Consider the following 18,876-nt stretch of genomic DNA (forward strand, 5'->3'; position numbering starts at 1 on the left):
AGGCACTTGACCGGCCTAGGCGCCGTGGTTACTGTGATAGTGCCTTGGAAACCAGGGTCACTGGGGCATAACAAGGATTGGTATGACGATCTTCGCCCGAGATGAGGGAAACCTTCCCAGGAGCACGTCCGGATGATCCGTTTGGGGAATGTTATTGGATATTGTGTGGCGTTGTGCGCGAGCTTTTCAGTCTGGGCCCAGGACCGGCATGTCATCTGGCTGGAAACGGAGAAGTTTGAAAACAGAGGCGGTTGGGTCAACGATGCCCAGTTTGTGGATCAGATGGGATCACCGTTTCTGCTGGCCATCGGTTTGGAGGGCCCCGTCCAGGATGCCTCGACCACAGTGAACGTTCCCAAAGCCGGTCGTTATCGCTTGTGGGTCCGCAATCGGGATTGGCTTCCCGAGTACAGCCCGGGCAAATTTCGGGTCGTCCTCAACGACCGCCTGATCGAGCATGTCTTCGGCGCGAACAAAAAAGGGGAATGGACCTGGGAAGATGGGGGCTTCGTCGAGTTGCCGGCCGGTCCATTGACGGTCAAACTTCACGACCTGACCGGTCATTATTCTCGATGCGATGCGATCGTGCTGAGCGACGATCCCACATTCCGACCCTCCGATGAATTGGGACCCCTGGCACGCCAGCGCGAAATGTACGGTGGCGTGAGCCGAGAAATCAAAACACTCGAACCGTATGACACAATTGTTGTGGGCGGTGGACTGGCCGGGACGTTTGCTGCTGTGGCATCCGCCCGAATGGGATGCCGGACGGCGCTCATTCAAAACCGGCCCGTACTGGGCGGTAATGGCAGTACGGAGATTCTCGTTAATCCGGAAGGAGATTCCACGCGCGAGCCGCTCGATCCTGGCGAAGGCGGAATTATCGAGGAAGTCCGCGGAGATGTATTCGGCTATTCCGAACGGCTCCTCAAGCTGGTGAAAAATCAGCCCGGCCTGGACGTTTTCCTGAATACCCACGCCATGGGCGTGGAAATGGCATCGGCTAAACGAATCAAGGCCGTGGTGGCACTGGACGTGAACACCGGGCAGCGGTTGCGGTTCCCGGGAAAGATTTTCATCGACTGCACGGGTGACGGTTCGATAGGCGTGTGGGCGGGGGCAGAGTACCGGCACGGTCGAGAACCCCGGTCCATGTACAACGAAAGCCGCGCTCCGGAAGTGGGTGATGTCAACAAAGGAACGATGGGCGGGACGCTCCGCTATGCCACCGAGCAGATGGCCCAGCCTGTCCCGTTCAAAGCCCCCGATTGGGCTCACAAGTTCGAGAAGTGTTCCGATTTCAACCCCGGTCGCCATCCGCAATTGCGTTTCGGCGGTTGGCAATGGGTGATCGAGTACGGAGGGGAGCTCGACACTTATAAGGATGCTGAGATCATTCGAGACGAGCTGCTGCGGATCATTTGGGGAATGTGGGATCATGCCAAAAACCACTGCCCTGAACTCAAGGAAGAGGCTGAGAATTTTAAGCTCACCTGGGTCAGTTACGTGGTGGGCAAGCGCGAGTCGCGCCGCCTAATGGGCGACTACATCATGACGGAGCACGACATTGCCAATCAAACCCTTTTCCCAGATCGCGTCTCTTACGGGGGATGGGGGATTGATATCCACCCGCCCAAGGGGTTCTACGATCCAGGGCCACCCGCAGTATTCTCGCACAAGGTTAAGTTCTCCGTTCCCTTCCGGAGTTTGTACTCCAAAGATATCGAAAACCTGATGATGGCAGGACGCTGCATTTCTGTGACGCACGTGGCCCTGGGAGCCACACGGGTGATGATCACCTGCGGTCTGCAGGGCCAGGCAGTGGGCACGGCAGCCGGATTCTGCAAAATGCATGACACGACGCCTCGGGGAGTGTACGAACGATATATTTCTGATCTTCAGCAGCAACTCCTCAAGGATGGCTGCTACATTATCGACCTACCCAACCAGGACCCGCGCGATCTGGCACGTTCCGCAAAGGTGGCAGCCTCCAGCGCCGCCCCCAACGAGGTCTACAAGATCGCCACTCTTCTGCCCACCCATAAATTGGATCACGATCGCGCGGTCATGTTCCACTGGAAAGGCGGGAGGCTTGACAATGTGGCGCTGCATTTGGGTTCCGAGCTCTCCGGGCCCATCGAAATTCCTGTCGAGGTGTGTGCCGCTGCCGGATTGGGAGATTTCGAGAACGGCCGACCGGTAGCCAAATCCTCAGTAAGCGTGCCCGGTGGGACCAGCGGCTGGGTTGTTGTGAATATCCAACGAGAATTGCCCGAGGGTTACTACTTCGTGTGGCTTCCCAAAACAGCCGGAATCTTCTGGACGCTGTTCTCGCAGCAGGTAACCGACACCTCGCGGGCGTACCGCAGCCCCGGTGGAAAATGGACCACCATGCCTCAGACCTATGCCTTCCGACTTTCTCCCGGGGACCAACCTGGAATAAAACTGGCGACGGAAACGGACCAATCGCAGCGGCTCTTCGCTCCGGAAAACGTCATTGACGGGTTTGCCCGGGCGATACGCGGCATTCCCCATTCCTGGCGCCCGGATCCCCAGCAACCGCTTCCTCAATGGGTAGAGCTGCATTTTGAGCGACCGGTCAAGTTCAACACCGTCCACATCTCCTTCCAATCCAAATTGATGCGGGCAGATGATTTTGACATTCAGGTGGGCCAGGATGGTGGTTGGACGACCGTGCTGGAAGTCCGCGACAATTTTGACCGCCGGCGCGTGTTGACGTTCCCCACTGTGACGGCAGACCGATTGAGAATTGTGATTCGGCGAGCCCAACCGGATATGGGAATCTGTGAGATCCGTGTATACGACGAAAACGACGGTTGAACATCCTTTCCCTATCGATCACAACCTTTTGATGGGTAATTTGTTGGAAGGAGGAAGTTATGCGCTCTTTGTTTTCGCGCCGCGATTTTCTGGCCCAGGCCTCCGCTGCTGCCGGAATTTTGGCATTCGGTCGAATCGCTTCCGCGGAAGGCTTTCGCACAACCATCCACAAGGCGATGATCGGCAAACCTACGGAGCAGTGGCTCAAAGAGCTCAAAGCGGCTGGATTCCACGGTGTGGAATCAAATGACCGCCACGCGGATCCCAAAGATGCACAAGCGGCACGTAAATTGGCAGAAAGCCTCGGCATGCGCGTGCACTCAGTTCTGTATGGCTGGGCCAACTTCAATACCGACAGCGTCAATCAGGATATCGAAAGTGTGGCGCAGTCCCTTCGCACAGCCGCTGCCTACGGTGCGGACGCCCTGCTCCTCGTTCCCTGCCGCATTGGTGGAATGAAAATGCCCGAACCATGGGAATTCGACATCGAATTCGATGAGAAGACCGGGCATGTGCTTCGCGTGGTCAAGGGTGATAACACTCCTTACAAGGATTACATCGAGGCCCACAATCATGCCATCGATACATCTCGGGAGGCGGTCAAGAGACTCATCCCGGTGGCAGAAAAAACGGGTGTGATCATCGCCCTAGAAAATGTGTGGAACAACCTCTGGGTCAAGCCTGCTATTTTCGCCCATTTTGTGAAATCCTTCGACCACCCGATGGTCAGGGCCTATTTCGACATTGGAAATCACGTGAAATACGCCCCGCCTGTGGAGTGGATTCGGGCACTGGGGGCGATGATCGTCAAACTACACGTGAAAGACTTCCTGCTCAATCCCGACGGAAAAGGCGGCAAGTTCGTCCACCCGCGAGACGGCAGTGTGGACTGGCCGGCGGTGCGACAAGAATTGGATAAGATCGGCTACAACGGCTGGATGACCATTGAAGATGATGGCCTGCCACTGGAGGAATTCAGTCGCCGCCTGGATCTCATTATCGCGGGCAAGTAAGTCCACCTTTGAGACAATCAACCCCGCCTCATGCCACGTGCCAAGAAAAGGAGACGTGTGATGTTCCGCTTACCGCGATTACCATCTGCGGTACTCATCAGCGCTGCGGCGTGCCTACTGGTCGGCTTTTCAATGAACGCGGCAGAAGGGGAAGAGGCTTCCCCCCGAGTGAAAAAACTCGGCCTTATTGGGCTGGACACTTCCCACGCGATCGCTTTTACCGACATCATCAACGATCCGAAGGCGGACGGAGTGTTGGCAGAATTCCAAGTGGTTGCCGGATATCCCAATGGGATGCCGGACAATCCTTTTAGCTGGGATCGGGTGGGCGGTTATACGGAACAACTCCGTCAGAAGGGACTCCAGATTTTCGATTCCATCGAGGCCATGTTACCTCGCGTAGACGCCGTGCTTATCGAAAGTGTTGACGGCCGCCCCCACCTGGAACAGGCGCGTAAAGTGATTGCCGCTCGTAAGCCCATGTTTATCGACAAGCCCATGGCAGCGTCCCTTCGTGATGTGATTCTCATCTTCCGGTTGGCCGAGGAGGCCAATGTGCCGGTGTTTTCCAGCTCCTCCCTGCGTTTCAGTTCGGGATTTCAGGCGGTTCGCAAAGGGGAGGCTGGCTTCGGTCAGATTAAGCGATGTTTGGCTTGGAGTCCCATGAGCATCGAACCGCATCATCCGGACCTTTTCTGGTACGGTATTCACGGGGTGGAGACGCTCTACACCATCATGGGTACCGGATGTCAGACGGTTGTCCGGGAAAGCCAAAATCGGGTTGTAGGAACCTGGAAAGACGGCCGCGTCGGTATTTTTGAAGAGCGAAAAGGATATGGGGCCGAAGTGGAAGGCACAGAAAAAAGTGGCTCGGCCGGGAGCTACGAAGGATACAAGCCGCTCGTCGTCGAGATTTGCAATTTCTTCAAGACTGGTGTTTCCCCGGTCCCCAAGGAGGAGACCATTGAGCTTTTCGCCTTTATGGAGGCGGCGGACGTGAGCAAACAGCTCGGCGGCAAGCCCGTCGCGATTGCCGATGTCCTTGCCAAAGCCCAGGCCGAGGCAGAGAAAAAATACCAGGAGCTTAAGTCCAACCCGTGAGGCGACACCCAATGAGGCTGGCCACCATCCGGCCCATCTTGCTGGCCTTGTGAGCCCTGTGAATATCCGATGATGGACAACACCCGGAACTATGAGGCGGTTGCTCGGATTCTGTCGGATTCTGGCAGTTTATGGTGCAGCCTTGACGCTTGCATCTTCGGTTTTTGCTCTGAGTCCAGACGAAGCCAAAAAGAAAGTCGCGGCGATTCCTGGGCTGATCGCCTTCTGGGACTTTGAATACGCCGAAGGTGACACGTGGTCCTCGCGATTCGACCCCCGCGTTGTGGACCGCGGATTCCCTGTCTATTTGCGGCGTCTGGACGACACGCATCGCTATACTCCGCAGAATTGGCCTTATCAGGAAGACCCGCAGTCGCAACTGATGTATGACACAAGCGGGCCCCTCGGCAGGGCATTCCGGTGCAATCGGGGCTACATTTTCGCCGAAGTTCCGCGGGAGAAATTCGACCAGACGCCTCTGGATATTCACGGTCGGGCACCGTTGACGCTGGTCACTTGGGTCAAGTTTTACGGGGACCGCCATTTCGTAGCGGGAATCTGGGATGAAGGAGACTGGGGAAAATACAGCGGTCGCCGCCAATTTGCCCTGTTCGGTGGGCTGTTCGGCTCACAGGGAGTGATTGCCCATATCTCGGCTACTGGTGCCGCCAGCTTTCCCCAATCCACGGCACCGGGCTCTCAATTTGCGCGGATGCGGGCTATAGACGGAGCTGCCTTTCCGAACGGCCAGTGGGTATGTATGGCCATGACCTTCGATCCGCACTCACAGACCGTGACCGCCTACCTCAATGGACGCGCAACCCCATGTGTTCATATCGACCCTGTCATTCGGAGCGTCTACGGTGACGCGGCACCACGAGAAGCTAATCCCTTCCCGTTCACCTGGCCCATCTATTCCCCACGCTGCTTCATCCTCAAGTTCAACGGGTACAACTACGCAGAGTCTGGAGTCTACGAACACTGGCTGGAGGTCAATCTCGAGGAGCGGAGGATCACCTACGGCAGAACCCCGGCCCGGGTCCAATCTGGCACAAAGTATCGAGTCACGATCAATCTTTTCCGCGACGCGCGACAGGTCCTGCCCCGGCCGATAAGCGTGCCCGTTGACCCCGGGACTTCGTTCCCTCTGCCGGACGAATTCAACTGGCGGTGGGGAGACGAGCTTGAGGCCACGCTTTACGAATTGAAAACCGATGCCGACGACGGCGGGCAGCCTGTCGGAACTCCTGTACGAAGGGCCCTGCTTTCGGGAGCGCCATTCACATTTGGACGGGCACTAGGGCTGGGCGGCATCCACCTCGACAAAGGGACACAGGTGTGGATCGATGGAGTGGCCGTCTTCAATCGGGTGCTTTCTCCCTCTGAACTGGAAATGATCGCTTTTACCCGTTAGCCCTAATCGAGACCCAATGTCTCCAGACTTTTCTTCCCGACAGTTCCCGCACAGCCGGGATCGACGAATCGGCCGCCGCAACCAAGTCGATGAAACGTTCGCGGCGTCTCTCCATCGAACGTGACGTATCCGAGACCGACTTCTCCGCCCGGGCTGATCGCGCGGTCGAGCGCTTCCGGTTGCCAAAAAAAGACAAAGACCGACCGACTTGGCAAAACCGGAACCGCCGCGCCAACCGCGACGACCGCTACATCCAATAAATTCGATACGACGCGACAAACTCGTTAAAGAGTTTCTCGTCGGGAATTCGAAACTATCAATCGGAGGGCCGTTTTCTCATGAGAGTGAGAACGGCCGCCGAGGCGTCCCAGGGGAGAGGGTCGATCACGTCCGGCACGCGAATGAGCGGGCAAAGGACGGTCACCGGTTGACGGATGTGCGGACCGTGTTGCTCAACGCGGAAGGACAGGGAACCAATCGTTTTGCAAATCGTCCGGATGGAATCGTCCTTCCCCATTTTACGAATTTTCACTGTTTTCCACCGGCCCGATTTGCCGAAGTGATTAATGAGGCGCGGGTCAGAAGGAGCTGAACCACGGCCGAGATTGTACGGAGCGTTTTGTTCCCGGCGTTCCGACCCAGCGGTTTGCGGGCTGACCTGTCAGGAGGAGTCCCGCGCGAAGGAGTGTGCGGAAAGGCGGCTCGCAAACTCGGGAACGCGGTGTGGGAAGTCGGTGAGAAAGCCGACTGGGATGGACTACCTTGAGCGAGTGACAGTTTGGAGAGCCTGCGATGAAGGTCTTCACTACAGGTCAAGTTGCCAAGATCTGTAAAGTGGCCCCGCGCACCGTCAGCAAGTGGTTCGATTCGGGCCGTCTCAAAGGTTACCGCATCCCCGGTTCGCAGGATCGGCGCATTCCGCGGGAATCGCTGATCAAATTCCTGAAGGAACACGGGATGCCTCTCGGTGAGCTGGAGGACGAGACCACCGCCAAGGTGTTGATCGTCGCTCAGGATCAGGTGCTCATCGAGAACCTTAAGAAAGAGCTTCCTCCGGAACGCTCTTTCAAAGTGGCGGTCGCATCGAGCGGCTTTGATGCGGGAATCCAGGCCGAGAGTTTCCGCCCCGATTGCATCGTGGTGGACTTCTCCATCGGCCGCACGGAGGCCCTACAGATCTGCCAGCACGTCCGTCGCAATTCTGAATTCAGCGACGTCATCCTCATTGCCCTGTTGCCGGACGACGGAAGCGCCATGAGCTTCGACCGATCGTCCATCAACGAGACGTTTAAGAAACCGTTCGATGCCCATCTGCTGGCCGAACGGATTCGCACCCTCGTGGGCGCGAAGAAGGAGCTGGTCTGACGACTCAGCTCTCCGTGAGATTCCCGATCGCCGGTTTCCCATTCAATCCGTTACGGTAAGCCCCCCGTAACGGTTCACATCCCCGCAGCTTACCGCTGCGGTTTTTCTTTTTCTTGACACGCCCGCACCGTATTGCGGCAGTCAGCCGGCCTTTTTCGTTCTTCGTCGCACGCCTTTCTTTTTCCCGGAAATGGCTTCTCTTTGAGCCTTTTCAGCCAGCCACTGCAGCGCGTCTGCCAGAGTGACATCGTCTGGGGACACGTCTTTGGGAAGAGTGGCGTTCGTTTGGCCGTCTGTCACGTACAGACCGTAGCGACCGCTCATCAGCCGCACAGGTGCTCCTGTCACAGGTGACGGGCCAAGTTCGCGAAGCTGTGCGATCTGTCGACGCCGGGATTTGGGCTCTGCGAGCAATTGGAGGGCCTCCTCCAGTGTAATATCGGTGGGCGGTTTCCCATCAGGAAGGGATCGAGTGGCTTCACCACATTTGACATATGGCCCATATATCCCCAGATGGACTTCGACAGGTTCTCCTGTCTCGGGGTGAGAGCCGAGGTTCCGTGGAAAGCGGAACAGCTCCACAGCTTTCTCTGGTGTGAGATTCTCGGGAAGGATGCCCCGCGGCAGTGACACCCGTTCGGTCGCCTCGCCGTTTTCCCCGGTTCCCCGCTGGAGATAAGCCCCGAACCGACCGGTGCGAACGTAAATGGGCTTGCCCGTCTCGGGGCAAATTCCGATCGGCTCTTCCTCCTTTTCGGCCTTTTCGAAGAATGTTTTCGCTACGTCTGGGGTCAACTCGTCGGGGGCAATGTTTTCTGGAAGTGGGACCCGTTTTTCACCCCATTCCAGCATCGGGCCGTAGCGTCCGATTCGCACGTAGATTTCGGGCTGATCCTCACCGGCGTCCGACGGCCGGCCGATGCGGATTCGGTTGATCTCCCTCGCGTCGATTTCGGCGATCTTGGCCTCCAGCAACCGCTTGAGGCCCGGATGCCCGTCCCCGTAGTAAAACCGCTTCAGATAATCCACCCAGTGGAGCTCCCCACGGCTGATGGCGTCCAGCTCATCCTCCATCTGAGCGGTGAATGAATAGTCCACCAGTTCAGGAAAATGCTGTTCGAGAAGCTGACAGACTGCAAAGGCCACCCAGGTGGGAACTAGGGCGTTGTTTTTCTTGATGACGTATTTGCGCTCGAGAATCGTATCGATGATGGTGGCATACGTACTGGGCCGGCCGATCCCGAGTTCTTCCAGTGCCCGGGTCAACGTAGCTTCGGTGTACCGGGCTGGAGGCTGGGTCACATGGCTTTTTGGCTCCACCGTCTCCAGGAGAACGGTATCTCCCACCTGAAGCGCTGGCAATAACGTCTCGCGATCGGCGAGTTCAGCATCGGGATCGTCCGCGCCCTCGACGTAGGCCCGAAGGTATCCGGGAAAGTCGATCGTTCGACCGGTGGCCTGGAAGACCGCCCCGTCTGCTTCCACCCGCACGGTCATCCGTCGCCCCCGAGCGTCGGCCATCTGGCAGGCCACCGTCCGCTTCCAAATGAGGTCGTACAGCCGCATTTCGTCCCGGGAAAGCACGTCTTTGAGCGACTCCGGCGAGGCGAAGGGATGTCCGGCGGGCCGAATCGCTTCATGGGCCTCCTGCGCGTTTTTGACAGTCGTCTGATAGACCCGAGGCCGTTCGGGTAGATACTCGGGTCCATACTGCGACTGGATCAATTGCCGGGCCGATTCGACGGCTTCCTCAGCCAGGTGTGTCGAGTCCGTTCTCATGTAGGTGATGTGCCCGTTTTCGTAGAGCCGCTGGGCCAGTTGCATCGTGTACCGGGCGGTGAACCCGAATTTGCGATTGGCTTCCTGCTGAAGGGTGCTCGTCGTAAAGGGAGGCGACGGCCGCGACGTATAGGGCTTTTCCTCGGCGAGAATCACCCGGGCGGATTTGCCCTGGAGCCGTTCTGCCAGAGCCTCCGCTGCTGGCTGGTCCAGCAGAAGCAACTCCGGATTCTTCAACTGGCCGGTTTGTGGATCGAAATCCTTGCCCGAGGGAATCCCTCGTCCATTTACACTCACCAATTGGGCCGAGAAATGGGCCCCTTGCGGAGAAAGACATTCCGCCGCCAGGTCCCAGTACGTCGCGCTGCGGAAGGCCATCCGCTGGCGTTCTCGATCCACGATGAGTCGCACGGCCACGCTTTGCACCCGGCCCGCAGAAAGACCTGGCCGAATTTTCTTCCACAAAAGCGGGGAGATGTCATACCCGAAAAGGCGGTCCAAAATCCGCCGGGCTTCCTGCGCCCGCACCAGATTCTCGTCGATCTGGCGCGGGGACCGCAAAGCCTGAAGAATCGCCTCGCGGGTGATCTCATGGAACACCAGCCGCTGGACAGGCACCTGGGGCTGGAGAACCTCGCACAAATGCCAACTGATAGCCTCCCCTTCCCGGTCTTCGTCGGTCGCCAAAAGCAACTCTTCTGCCGACTGAAGAGCCTTTCTGAGCTTCTGGACCTGTTTGACCTTATCCTTGGGAACGATGTAGATGGGCTGGAAGCCGTTTTCCACGTCGACCCCGAGGTACGCCCAGGGTTTGGAACGGTACTCGGGCGGGCAGTCGGTGGCCCGCTCCGGCAAATCCCGAATGTGGCCCAGGCTGGCTTCGATGGCGTACGGCGAGCCCAGGAAGCGGCTGATCGTGCGGGCCTTGGTAGGCGACTCTACAATGACCAGCTTGACCTTTTCGCCACTCCCGCGAGCCGTTCGTGTCTTCGGAAAATCACTCTTTCCTGCTTGACTTGCCTTTTTCTTCGCCATGGGCAAACTCGGGAATCAAAATCGACAATTTGGCCGATAAACCTTCCACGTTTGAGTTGGTACCACCCGCAGGGAACATCCGCTTTCTTTTTTAGTCTTAGCCCATCCCATCGCGGCGACGCTGGCGAAGCCCACCGGGACAGCCAGCTTTCACTCTTTACTTTGTTTCCGAAAACTTTCCAAGGCCACCTGATCCCCACGCAATGGCCGACATAAACCACCCTTTAGAGTTGTTGCCTCGTTTTCCGTCCCGCAATCTTATGACCGTGCGCCGGAATCAGACAATATCGGAGAAGTTTTTTACCACTCAAATTGGTGCCGTCCTCGCTTGCCGGACGCTATCGATGGATCGTGTTGACACCACGGAGTCGTACATGGGCAGGGAGTGGCATCCCATTCTATGGTCATGGGCACTCGAGCGGATTTTTGTATTCCCAGTCATTTTCTCTGGTGGCGGAGTGACGAGGTGGAAGTGTCGGCATGCTTGACAACCAGGGGAAGTCGGTGATCCGGGAGGGGAATCCGTGGGCGAAGTTTCAATTTCAGCGGGAAATTGCCCGGTTACGTTTGCCGTTTCCGCATGCTTCCTGTCGGCCTGCCTGCCTCAATCTGGCATCGCCGAGCCGGCTGGGAGTAGCCGCGACTTGAGTCGGCCTCGCTTGCCCGGGGCTAGGGTTGGCATTTTCAACGATCCTCGCACCCTTTAGAATGAGCGTTTTCGGTGAGGGAATCCCGCTTCTGCCTTCCCAGCCCGTTTGTTCATCGTATTCGTCATCCCTTTAAGAGTTAAGGGACCGTGTGACGGAGCCACGATGGGGATGGTACCGGTCGCCAGCGGGCCGGGGGCAGCGTTTTTTGGCGGGGCCCGGGGAAACCGGTGCCGCGAGCCCCGGCAGTCGTGGAGACGCGAGCGGAGTACGAAACTCAGTCAACGGAAAGTCAGCGTCTTATGGCCAGTCCTTTCAAAATCTTCCGAAAGAACGCGAAAGTTTTGCTGGTGGGACTTTTCCTGCTGTCGATGGTCAGCTTCGTTGTCATCCCCAGTTTTCTCCAGTGGCTCCAGACCCAGCGGAGTCGCACTGCTGGTGTGGTGGTCTCCACCGTGAAATTCGGCAATCTTTCAGAAGTACAACTGGCCTCTCTCCGCAGGGAACGGGCCGTGGTCCGCCGGTTCCTGGAAGCGCTCATGCAGCGGATCGAGGAGCTCAAAGGAAACAGCTTTCGGGTACGCCTCGCCCTGATGACCATCGACCAACCCACCGAAGAGAATCTCGTGCGTTCCTGGCTCATCGCGCAGTATGCCCGGCAAACGGGTCTGAAGGTCACCGACCAAAGTGTCAATGCCTTCCTCCGCAGTTTGATTGACGCTTCGGGCGTCCCGTTGTCGCAGAGTGACCTGGTCAACCTGATGAGGTCCCGAAATATCGACGAGAACGTTCTTTTCGCGGGTCTGGAGCACGAACTTCTGGTTCTCCGCTATATGCAGCTTGCTGGGCTGGACCTGTTGAGTCTGCAACCCGGCCTGACCGGTGAAACGCCCGGCGCCCGCTGGGACTATTTTCTCCGACTCAACAGAATGGCCTCTGTCGAACTCTGCGATTTTCCTGTGGAAAAATACATCGACCAGGTGCCGGCGCCCGACGAACGCACCGTGCGGGCCTTCTTCGATGAATACAAGACCCGGCTTCCCAATCCCCAATCCCCGGAACCTGGCTTTAAGGTTCCCAACAAGGTGACGCTCGAATACCTGAAGGCCGATTTCCAGAAATGGCTGCTTAATACGAAGATTCCCGAGGAAGAACTCCGACGCGTCTACGAAGAGCGGAAGGACGATCTGTTTGTCCGTCCGGCTCCACCTCCGACGGAGGCCACGTCAACCTCGCCTTCCGAATCTGGACAAACAGCAGGAAATCCGTCATCCGGAGGGTCTCCGCAGGGGTCTCCAGAAAGTACGCAAGCCCCTTCAGCCGGGACGGAGAAACCCCCTGCCTCATCGACGCCCACGTCCGAGCAGTCAGCACCTCAGGGATCGCCCTCCCCAACGGAAACACCCTCCCAACCGGCGGAACAATCTCAGCCGAAGGCCGAGCAAGGCACGTCTGAGCCGCAGGGGCAATCCTCGTCCGGAACCAGTGAGCCCCAACCCACACAGGGATCGCGTGATGAAAGCCGCCTGAAAGTGCTTTTCACCGCTTTCGAACCAGCCCCAGAAAATCTCCAGGAGAAAGCACCGGAGAAGGAAGAGCAACCTCAAAAGCCGGAACAGACATCTGCGGGACCTTCTGAAACACCACCGGTCGCATCACCCGCTTCGGCTGCTTCAACGGAGGAAAAGCCCCAACCAGGCGATTCCGCCAAGGAGAAACCGGCGGAAGCACCGGCCACTGCGCCCCAGACGCCAGCTTCCGAACCGCAGCCAGCATCCCAGACACAATCCCCTGCTGCGTCGGCCCAAACACCGTCCCAGCAACCCGCTGCCGAGTCTTCCAAATACCGTCCGTTTGAAGAGGTCAAGGATCAGGTCCGCTCCTTGATCATCAGCGAACGGATTAAGGCGGTCCTGGACGAAATCGAAGAAATTATGCGCCAGTATCAAGGCGACCTGGCAAATTACGAGGCAGCCAAAGAGGAGGCTGAAAGGGCCAAACAGCCGGAACCTGCCGCGCCGAGTCGCCCGGATCTTCGCAAACTGGCCCAGGAAAAAGGACTCGACTACTTCATCGTGGAAAATGCTGCGATCTGGGACCTGGCGGACCGCGATATTGGCAAGGCCTTCGATCTTTCGGGAGCACCGGTGCTGCAATCGGTGTTTGATCTGGCCGAGTTCTTAACTCTTCGCGCAGTGGACCAGGACAGTAATCAATATCTAGCGTGGGTCACGGCGAAGGTCAAAGAACATGTGCCAACCCTGGACGAGCCGGGTGTGCGCGAGCAGGTGATCCATACCTGGCGGATGCAGGAGGCGCGGAAGCTAGCCGAAAAGGAAGTTCAGGCGTTGGCCGAGAAAGTGAATGCAGCGCGGCAATCCCTGGCAGACTTCTATAAGGCGAGCAAGCAGGCGGAGCCTGCCATGGATCTGCCGGAGCCCGTGGAATCCGAGCCGTTCACCTGGCTCACTTACGGAGAGTTTGACTTGGCACGACTGACCCGGACACCCCCACGGATCAGTCCCATCAAAATTCGCGTGAAAGATCCCGCCAGCGGGCTTATTGTGGAAAAAGACGCGGTCCAAGATGCCGGCAATGAGTTTATGGCGGCCGTTTTTTCCCTAGATGTTGGTCAGGCGGGCCTGGCGTGGAACCGACCCCACACTGTTGTGTACCTGGTGAGAGTCCTTGAGTTCCAGCCGCCAATGGAGCAGCTTTTTGAACGCTTCATGCGGGATACCAGGGCATCGTACCTGGATGTTGTTCAATTCGATCTCGCGACAATCTATCAGGGGTGGATCCAAAATCTTGAAAAAGAGGCCGGACTGAAATGGATTCATCCCGCGGGAAGCGGAGTGCCTCTGGACTGAGCCGGAATCGAGATCGCGCTTTTTGAAATACTCCTATCGCCCCACCGAGTTGTCCAGTTCGTCGTCGTGGTGATGGGGAGCGTAGGTCTTTTGGAGATCCCCAAATAGGTGCGTCAGTTTTTCGCGAAGCATCAACCGCGCCCGCATCAAACGGATCTTCGCATTCGCTTCACTAATATTGAGCAGCTTTGCCGTCTCGGCCGTGGAAAGGCCTTCGATATCCCGCAGAACAAAAACCATGCGATATTTCTCATCCAAGGACTGAAGGGCGTTTTCCACCAGTTCCCGAGTTTCTTTTCGGGCAAGAATTTCTTCGGGACTTTCCCGCCACTCGGCGATGGCCTGCGGTAGTGGGAGATCGCTCTCTTCATCGGCGTGGGAGCCACCTTCCAGGGGGAGGGTGGCACGGATGGCCTGCCGCCGCAGCAGCGCGAGCGCGTGATTGGTGGCAATACGCAGCAGCCACGTGGAAAAGGCCGAGTCCCCGCGGAAATCGTCTAGGTGCTCAAGGAGTGTCAGAAACGTTTGCTGAACCACCTCTTCAGCGTCGTGGGGACGCGACACGATTCGCCGGGCCAGCGCGTAGATCCGGCGCTCGTAGCGGTTGACCAGCGACTCGAACGCACTGAAGTCGCCCTTTCGGGCATTTTCCAGAAGCTGTTCGTCCGGCAGTGCCAGGGAATTTTCTTGAGACGGACCCATTCTTTTTGATGTTGTTAGAACAAATTGCAAAGGAGAACGTGTGCTGTAATATCGCGGAATTGCACGGCCGATGCAACGGGAATTTCCGGCCGCGAAACACCTTCGGTCCAAACGGGACCTACTTTTACAAGAATTCCCACCAGTATTCGCGGAGGATCCGCTCTGCCAAATTTTCAGGTCGGAACGGCTCGCTCACCGGCACAAAGCGACACTCCTCGAGATGCCGAAACCATGTGAGCTGGCGCTTCGCAAACTGACGCGTGCGGGTTTTCACAAGTTCCACAGTTTCCCTATATGAGCGCTTGCCCTCGAGGTACTCCAGGACTTCCCGGTATCCCAACGCCTGTCGGGCGGTATGGCTGAGCTGGCAACCCCGGGCAAGAAGCTGTTGTACTTCCTCCACCAGTCCTTCGGCAAACATCTCGTCCACCCTACGGTTGATCCGTTGGTAAAGCAATTCCCGAGGCCAATCAAGGACCAGCACACGACCTTTTGCAACTTCTAACGGATGATCGAACTGCCGTTGCCACTGGCTGAGCGGCTGGCCGGTCTTTTCATAGACTTCCAGGGCTCGAATGATCCGCCGCAGGTCATGAGGGTGAATTCTGCGGGCAGCCTCCGGATCGACAGAGCTCAATTTCGCGTGGAGCGCCTCCGAGCCATGAGCGTTGGCCCAGGCCCGCAGTTGCTCGCGGAGTTCCCAATCCGCACCAGGTCCTTCAAACATTCCGCGCAGTAAGGCCTTTAGATAGAGGGGAGTTCCCCCGACAAACAGGGCCCTCCGTCGCCGGGAGCGGATTTCGTCGAGCGCCCGTTCGACATCGTCAAGGTAGCGGGCAAGGCTGTATTCCTCCCCAGGCTCGATAATGTCGATCAGATGGTGGCGGACCCGGCTGCGTTCAGCCGGTGTGGGTTTGGCCGTTCCAATATCCATCCCCCTGTACACAGCCATCGAATCGAGGGAGATGATCTCGGCTTCGAGTTGCTCGGCCAGACAAATCCCCACCGGGGTCTTGCCCGACGCGGTCGGACCGACCAGAAACAACGCGTCCTGTATATCCACGCGCTTCTCGTAAGGCATTTTTTCGCTTTCTTTCCCGCTAAGAGAGCATGGGACTCGGACAGTTACCCCACGGCTCCCAATCATTTTCGTCGAGATAAGCAGGACTGACGAGCGTCGATCATCCTTTGCCGGTCAGCCGATAAGCGCATGTCAAGTCTCCATTATGTAAAATTGGTAATCAAAGAACCGGGCTACTCTTGCATCCGATCATGAACCGGCTAAACTGAGCAATGGATTTTGACTGACGAAATTCTGCATGGGATTGCGTCAGGTTTTCGAGAGTGTGAGAACGTAGGTAACAAACAAACAGAAGTTTTCGCGGGGAAGGAACCGGGGCGAAAGGCGTCTTTTCCCGTTGGTCCGATGGCAAGTTCTGGCTGGCAAATGGAGGAGGACGATGCTCGAGAAGACCTTGATTCGATGGCTTGTGTGTTTGATTGCTGTCGCTTTCCTGACCGGTTGTCCCAAACCCGCCACTGAACGTGGTCAAAAACCGGCCGCGCATACAACAGGTCCTGCCGCAGGCGCAGCCGCGCCGAGCACGGCCGAGCCCGCAGCGCCATCAACAACCGAGCAAGCTGCTCAACCTGGTGAGGCACAACCGGCCGCGCAATCGCAGCAACCGGCGTCCTCAGAAGAGGCCCCCAAGCCTGAGGCGCAGGAGGCGGCTCCAGCTCCGACGCAGCAGGAGGCCATGCCCGCTCCTGAGACGACGCCACCAGCAGCCGAAAGTCAACCTGCACAACCGGTGGCTCCGCAGGAATCGGCTGAAAAACCGAAGGAAGAGGCCTCTTCAACTCCTGCTGAGAAACCTGCCGCGTCGCCGCCCGCCGAGGCTCAAAGCGCGGCCCCTCAGGGAACTCCGTACGAAGTCAAAGTTCCACTTGGACTGCCCCCTCTTCCCATTCCGGAAGATAATCCGATGACGGTCGAAAAAATTGAGCTCGGCAAGATGCTTTACTTTGATAAACGCGTGAGCGCTGACGGATCTGTTTCCTGTGCCACCTGCCACGATCCAAACATGGCCTGGGCGGAACACACGCCGACGAGCAAAGGCATCCACGGCCAGGTGGGCACCCGCAATGCCCCCACAGTCATCAATGCCGCCTATGCAACATCGCAGTTTTGGGATGGTCGAGCCAAGACACTTGAAGAACAGGCGTTGGGACCGGTGGCCAATCCCACCGAAATGGGTCACACCATCGAGGGCATGGTCCAATCGCTGGACGGCATTCCCCAATATAAGGAACTCTTTCAGAAAGTGTTCGGAACCGGGGTGACGCCGGAGAACTTCGCCAAGGCCATCGCGGCTTTTGAACGAACGGTGCTGAGTGGTAATTCGCCCTATGACAGGTATCGGGCGGGTGATCAAAACGCTCTCACCGAGGCCCAAAAACGGGGGCTCAAGGTCTTTGAAGAGTCTGGCTGCGCGGATTGCCACACGCCACCCCTTTTCAGCAGTTATGAGTTTTACAACGCAGGTGTGGGTATGAACAAGGAAAAGCCGGACGAAGGCCGGAAAGCCGTCACAGGAAAGGATGAGGACTTCGGCAAGTTCCGCGTGCCCAGCCTGCGAGAAGTCGCTAACACGGCTCCGTACTTCCACGACGGGAGTGCCGCCACGCTCGAAGAAGCGGTCGCTGTGATGGCAGCAGGGGGAATTGATAATCCGCACCGATCGCAAGAGTTCGACACCGTTCGAGAGGCCAAAATTACTCCCGAACAGCAAAAAGATCTCGTGGAGTTCCTGAAGGCCCTTTCCGGCGAATATCCCAAGATTGAGCCGCCCCAACTACCGTGACAGTTTTTTGAGAAGTGTACAGACAGATTCACCGGAGGGATGCCCTCGGGCAGATCAGATCACCTTCGCTTTCTGGCCGGCGACTTCAATGAGCATTTCGCCGGTGCTGCAGGTGAAGGTGATTTTTCTTCCGTAGGTTCCGCCGACGTCTTCGGCGGTAATGGGAATTCCAGCCCTCTTTAAAATCTCGCGGATGGCCGCCACGTTTTCCTCTCCGATTTGCAGCGGGCCACCTACCCGGAACATGTTGGCACCGCCCGCGATTTTAGCGACAAGTCCGGGCTTAGGGCAGCCCATGCTAGCCAGTTGCTCGAGCATGGTGGGAATCGCTGTGTCGGCAAATTTTCCTGGCTGGCCGTTCTGACCATGCGATTGGGGAAGCACCACGTGCGCAATTGCCCCCAAGCTTAGCCGGGGATGCCACAGGACGACGGCCACACATGATCCAAGGACCGACGTGAATTGTGTGGAACGATCGCCTGTGGCGATCTGACCCATCCCGACGTGGATTGCCTGTCCTTTGACGGAAGTTGCTTCAGCGGTTGTCGGATTGAGCATGTTTATCCCCTATCAATATGTCATTGGGCTGCGTGCATTCTTGGGTTCGGTGATGGTTTTTCTCATCCGTCATTTGGCTTCACCCTGATGGCGTTCTCCAGCATCCTCCGGAATTCCGGAGACGGCACGAAGAGCACGTGCCAGTTGAGGGCTTCCCCTTCGCGGTGAAAGCCGGTCCGCCCGATAAGCGCCACGTCCGAGGCGGCCGCCTGTTCCGCCAATGCCTGTTGGATGACGCTAGCGAAATAATCGCGGACGAAGTAAGGGGGGCTGGGGATGATGGTGCGGCCCATTAGGCGAGTCAACGCGTTCATGTAGGCACATCCCAGGATATTGCCTGTCTCCGTGAGCGCTGAAATTTCCAGCTCGTCCCACTCGGGGTTGGTGTTGCGGACACGCCGGGTCAAAGTGGCAGCCAGTTGTCTTGCGTTATCCTCATCAAAGGTGAGAATAAGCACGGTGCCCGGATCCGATTCAACTCCCAAGATCACCATGGTGAGAATGTCATCAGCGAATCCCAGTTCACTGGTTACCGAATGGAGCGGAATTTCCCGTACCTCATCGAGGGTCAACGTAATTAATCCGTCCGTCCACCGGCACATGGCCGCTGACGCGTCGTGGGTGGCAGCGGCGAAAAGAGGACGGAAAATGTCTGCTCGGTTGGTTGCAATGGCGCTGGTCATGAGT

At 57.5% G+C, this 18,876-nt stretch carries 14 protein-coding genes; 8 read left to right on the forward strand and 6 right to left on the reverse strand.

Annotated features, from left to right (window positions below; genetic code table 11):
- Positions 1–132 precede the first annotated feature (132 nt).
- The 4 genes from ABJK56_RS18645 (at position 133) to ABJK56_RS18660 (ending at position 6,369) form a co-directional block, all read left to right on the forward strand.
- Positions 133–2,841: an FAD-dependent oxidoreductase gene (locus ABJK56_RS18645; protein WP_347246195.1), complete on the forward strand. Its 2,709-nt coding sequence runs from the start codon at positions 133–135 to the stop codon at positions 2,839–2,841.
- 59 nt (positions 2,842–2,900) lie between these two features.
- Positions 2,901–3,854 carry a sugar phosphate isomerase/epimerase family protein gene (locus tag ABJK56_RS18650; protein ID WP_347246196.1) on the forward strand — a complete coding sequence of 318 codons (954 nt, stop codon included), beginning with the start codon at positions 2,901–2,903 and terminating at the stop codon, positions 3,852–3,854.
- Between the two features lie 60 nt (positions 3,855–3,914).
- The gene (locus ABJK56_RS18655; RefSeq protein WP_347246197.1) at positions 3,915–4,955 is read left to right on the forward strand and encodes a Gfo/Idh/MocA family oxidoreductase; all 1,041 of its coding nucleotides are present in this window, start codon (positions 3,915–3,917) and stop codon (positions 4,953–4,955) included.
- A 91-nt stretch (positions 4,956–5,046) separates the two neighbouring features.
- On the forward strand, positions 5,047–6,369 hold the full coding sequence (locus tag ABJK56_RS18660) for a hypothetical protein (RefSeq protein WP_347246198.1): 1,323 nt from the start codon (positions 5,047–5,049) through the stop codon (positions 6,367–6,369).
- A 316-nt stretch (positions 6,370–6,685) separates the two neighbouring features.
- Here the strand turns inward: ABJK56_RS18660 and ABJK56_RS18665 are convergent, their stop codons facing one another.
- Positions 6,686–6,901 carry a hypothetical protein gene (locus ABJK56_RS18665; RefSeq protein WP_347246199.1) on the reverse strand — a complete coding sequence of 72 codons (216 nt, stop codon included), beginning with the start codon at positions 6,899–6,901 and terminating at the stop codon, positions 6,686–6,688.
- 260 nt (positions 6,902–7,161) lie between these two features.
- Here ABJK56_RS18665 and ABJK56_RS18670 point away from each other — a divergent pair, with 260 nt between their 5' ends.
- Entirely contained in the window at positions 7,162–7,734 is a 573-nt protein-coding gene (locus ABJK56_RS18670; protein ID WP_095416559.1) for a helix-turn-helix domain-containing protein, read from the forward strand.
- 141 nt (positions 7,735–7,875) lie between these two features.
- Here ABJK56_RS18670 and topA read toward each other — a convergent pair whose 3' ends face one another.
- Entirely contained in the window at positions 7,876–10,548 is a 2,673-nt protein-coding gene (topA, locus tag ABJK56_RS18675) for a type I DNA topoisomerase (protein WP_347246200.1), read from the reverse strand.
- 480 nt (positions 10,549–11,028) lie between these two features.
- On the opposite strand from topA, the gene ABJK56_RS18680 reads away from it, so the two are divergent.
- Positions 11,029–11,196, forward strand: coding sequence for a hypothetical protein (locus ABJK56_RS18680; protein ID WP_347246201.1), 168 nt, complete (start codon positions 11,029–11,031; stop codon positions 11,194–11,196).
- A 301-nt stretch (positions 11,197–11,497) separates the two neighbouring features.
- On the forward strand, positions 11,498–14,065 hold the full coding sequence (locus tag ABJK56_RS18685; RefSeq protein ID WP_347246202.1) for a hypothetical protein: 2,568 nt from the start codon (positions 11,498–11,500) through the stop codon (positions 14,063–14,065).
- Between the two features lie 33 nt (positions 14,066–14,098).
- Here the strand turns inward: ABJK56_RS18685 and ABJK56_RS18690 are convergent, their stop codons facing one another.
- Together ABJK56_RS18690 and miaA are read right to left on the reverse strand one after the other, a co-directional pair.
- Entirely contained in the window at positions 14,099–14,767 is a 669-nt protein-coding gene (locus ABJK56_RS18690) for a sigma-70 family RNA polymerase sigma factor (protein WP_347246203.1), read from the reverse strand.
- 124 nt (positions 14,768–14,891) lie between these two features.
- A complete protein-coding gene (gene miaA / locus ABJK56_RS18695; protein ID WP_347246204.1) occupies positions 14,892–15,848 on the reverse strand; it encodes a tRNA (adenosine(37)-N6)-dimethylallyltransferase MiaA in 957 nt (318 codons plus the stop codon).
- Between the two features lie 379 nt (positions 15,849–16,227).
- Here miaA and ABJK56_RS18700 point away from each other — a divergent pair, with 379 nt between their 5' ends.
- Entirely contained in the window at positions 16,228–17,631 is a 1,404-nt protein-coding gene (locus ABJK56_RS18700; RefSeq protein ID WP_347246205.1) for a cytochrome c peroxidase, read from the forward strand.
- A 54-nt stretch (positions 17,632–17,685) separates the two neighbouring features.
- On the opposite strand, the gene ABJK56_RS18705 is transcribed toward ABJK56_RS18700, so the two are convergent.
- Together ABJK56_RS18705 and ABJK56_RS18710 are read right to left on the reverse strand one after the other, a co-directional pair.
- On the reverse strand, positions 17,686–18,189 hold the full coding sequence (locus tag ABJK56_RS18705; protein ID WP_347246206.1) for a chemotaxis protein CheD: 504 nt from the start codon (positions 18,187–18,189) through the stop codon (positions 17,686–17,688).
- A gap of 62 nt (positions 18,190–18,251) precedes the next feature.
- A complete protein-coding gene (locus tag ABJK56_RS18710) occupies positions 18,252–18,872 on the reverse strand; it encodes a chemotaxis protein CheC (protein WP_347246207.1) in 621 nt (206 codons plus the stop codon).
- Positions 18,873–18,876: the final 4 nt, after the last annotated feature.

This window comes from Thermogutta sp. (genome assembly GCF_039793925.1).
Classification (GTDB): domain Bacteria; phylum Planctomycetota; class Planctomycetia; order Pirellulales; family Thermoguttaceae; genus Thermogutta.

Excerpts from the sequence above, each read along its gene's own strand:
- ABJK56_RS18645 (WP_347246195.1), top strand. The coding sequence starts at position 133 with ATGATCCGTTTGGGGAATGTTATTGGATATTGTGTGGCGTTGTGCGCG.
- ABJK56_RS18650 (WP_347246196.1), top strand. The coding sequence starts at position 2,901 with ATGCGCTCTTTGTTTTCGCGCCGCGATTTTCTGGCCCAGGCCTCCGCT.
- ABJK56_RS18655 (WP_347246197.1), top strand. The coding sequence starts at position 3,915 with ATGTTCCGCTTACCGCGATTACCATCTGCGGTACTCATCAGCGCTGCG.
- ABJK56_RS18660 (WP_347246198.1), top strand. The coding sequence starts at position 5,047 with ATGAGGCGGTTGCTCGGATTCTGTCGGATTCTGGCAGTTTATGGTGCA.
- ABJK56_RS18670 (WP_095416559.1), top strand. The coding sequence starts at position 7,162 with ATGAAGGTCTTCACTACAGGTCAAGTTGCCAAGATCTGTAAAGTGGCC.
- topA (WP_347246200.1), bottom strand. The coding sequence starts at position 10,548 with ATGGCGAAGAAAAAGGCAAGTCAAGCAGGAAAGAGTGATTTTCCGAAG.
- ABJK56_RS18680 (WP_347246201.1), top strand. The coding sequence starts at position 11,029 with ATGCTTGACAACCAGGGGAAGTCGGTGATCCGGGAGGGGAATCCGTGG.
- ABJK56_RS18685 (WP_347246202.1), top strand. The coding sequence starts at position 11,498 with ATGGCCAGTCCTTTCAAAATCTTCCGAAAGAACGCGAAAGTTTTGCTG.
- ABJK56_RS18690 (WP_347246203.1), bottom strand. The coding sequence starts at position 14,767 with ATGGGTCCGTCTCAAGAAAATTCCCTGGCACTGCCGGACGAACAGCTT.
- miaA (WP_347246204.1), bottom strand. The coding sequence starts at position 15,848 with ATGCCTTACGAGAAGCGCGTGGATATACAGGACGCGTTGTTTCTGGTC.
- ABJK56_RS18700 (WP_347246205.1), top strand. The coding sequence starts at position 16,228 with ATGCTCGAGAAGACCTTGATTCGATGGCTTGTGTGTTTGATTGCTGTC.
- ABJK56_RS18705 (WP_347246206.1), bottom strand. The coding sequence starts at position 18,189 with ATGCTCAATCCGACAACCGCTGAAGCAACTTCCGTCAAAGGACAGGCA.
- ABJK56_RS18710 (WP_347246207.1), bottom strand. The coding sequence starts at position 18,872 with ATGACCAGCGCCATTGCAACCAACCGAGCAGACATTTTCCGTCCTCTT.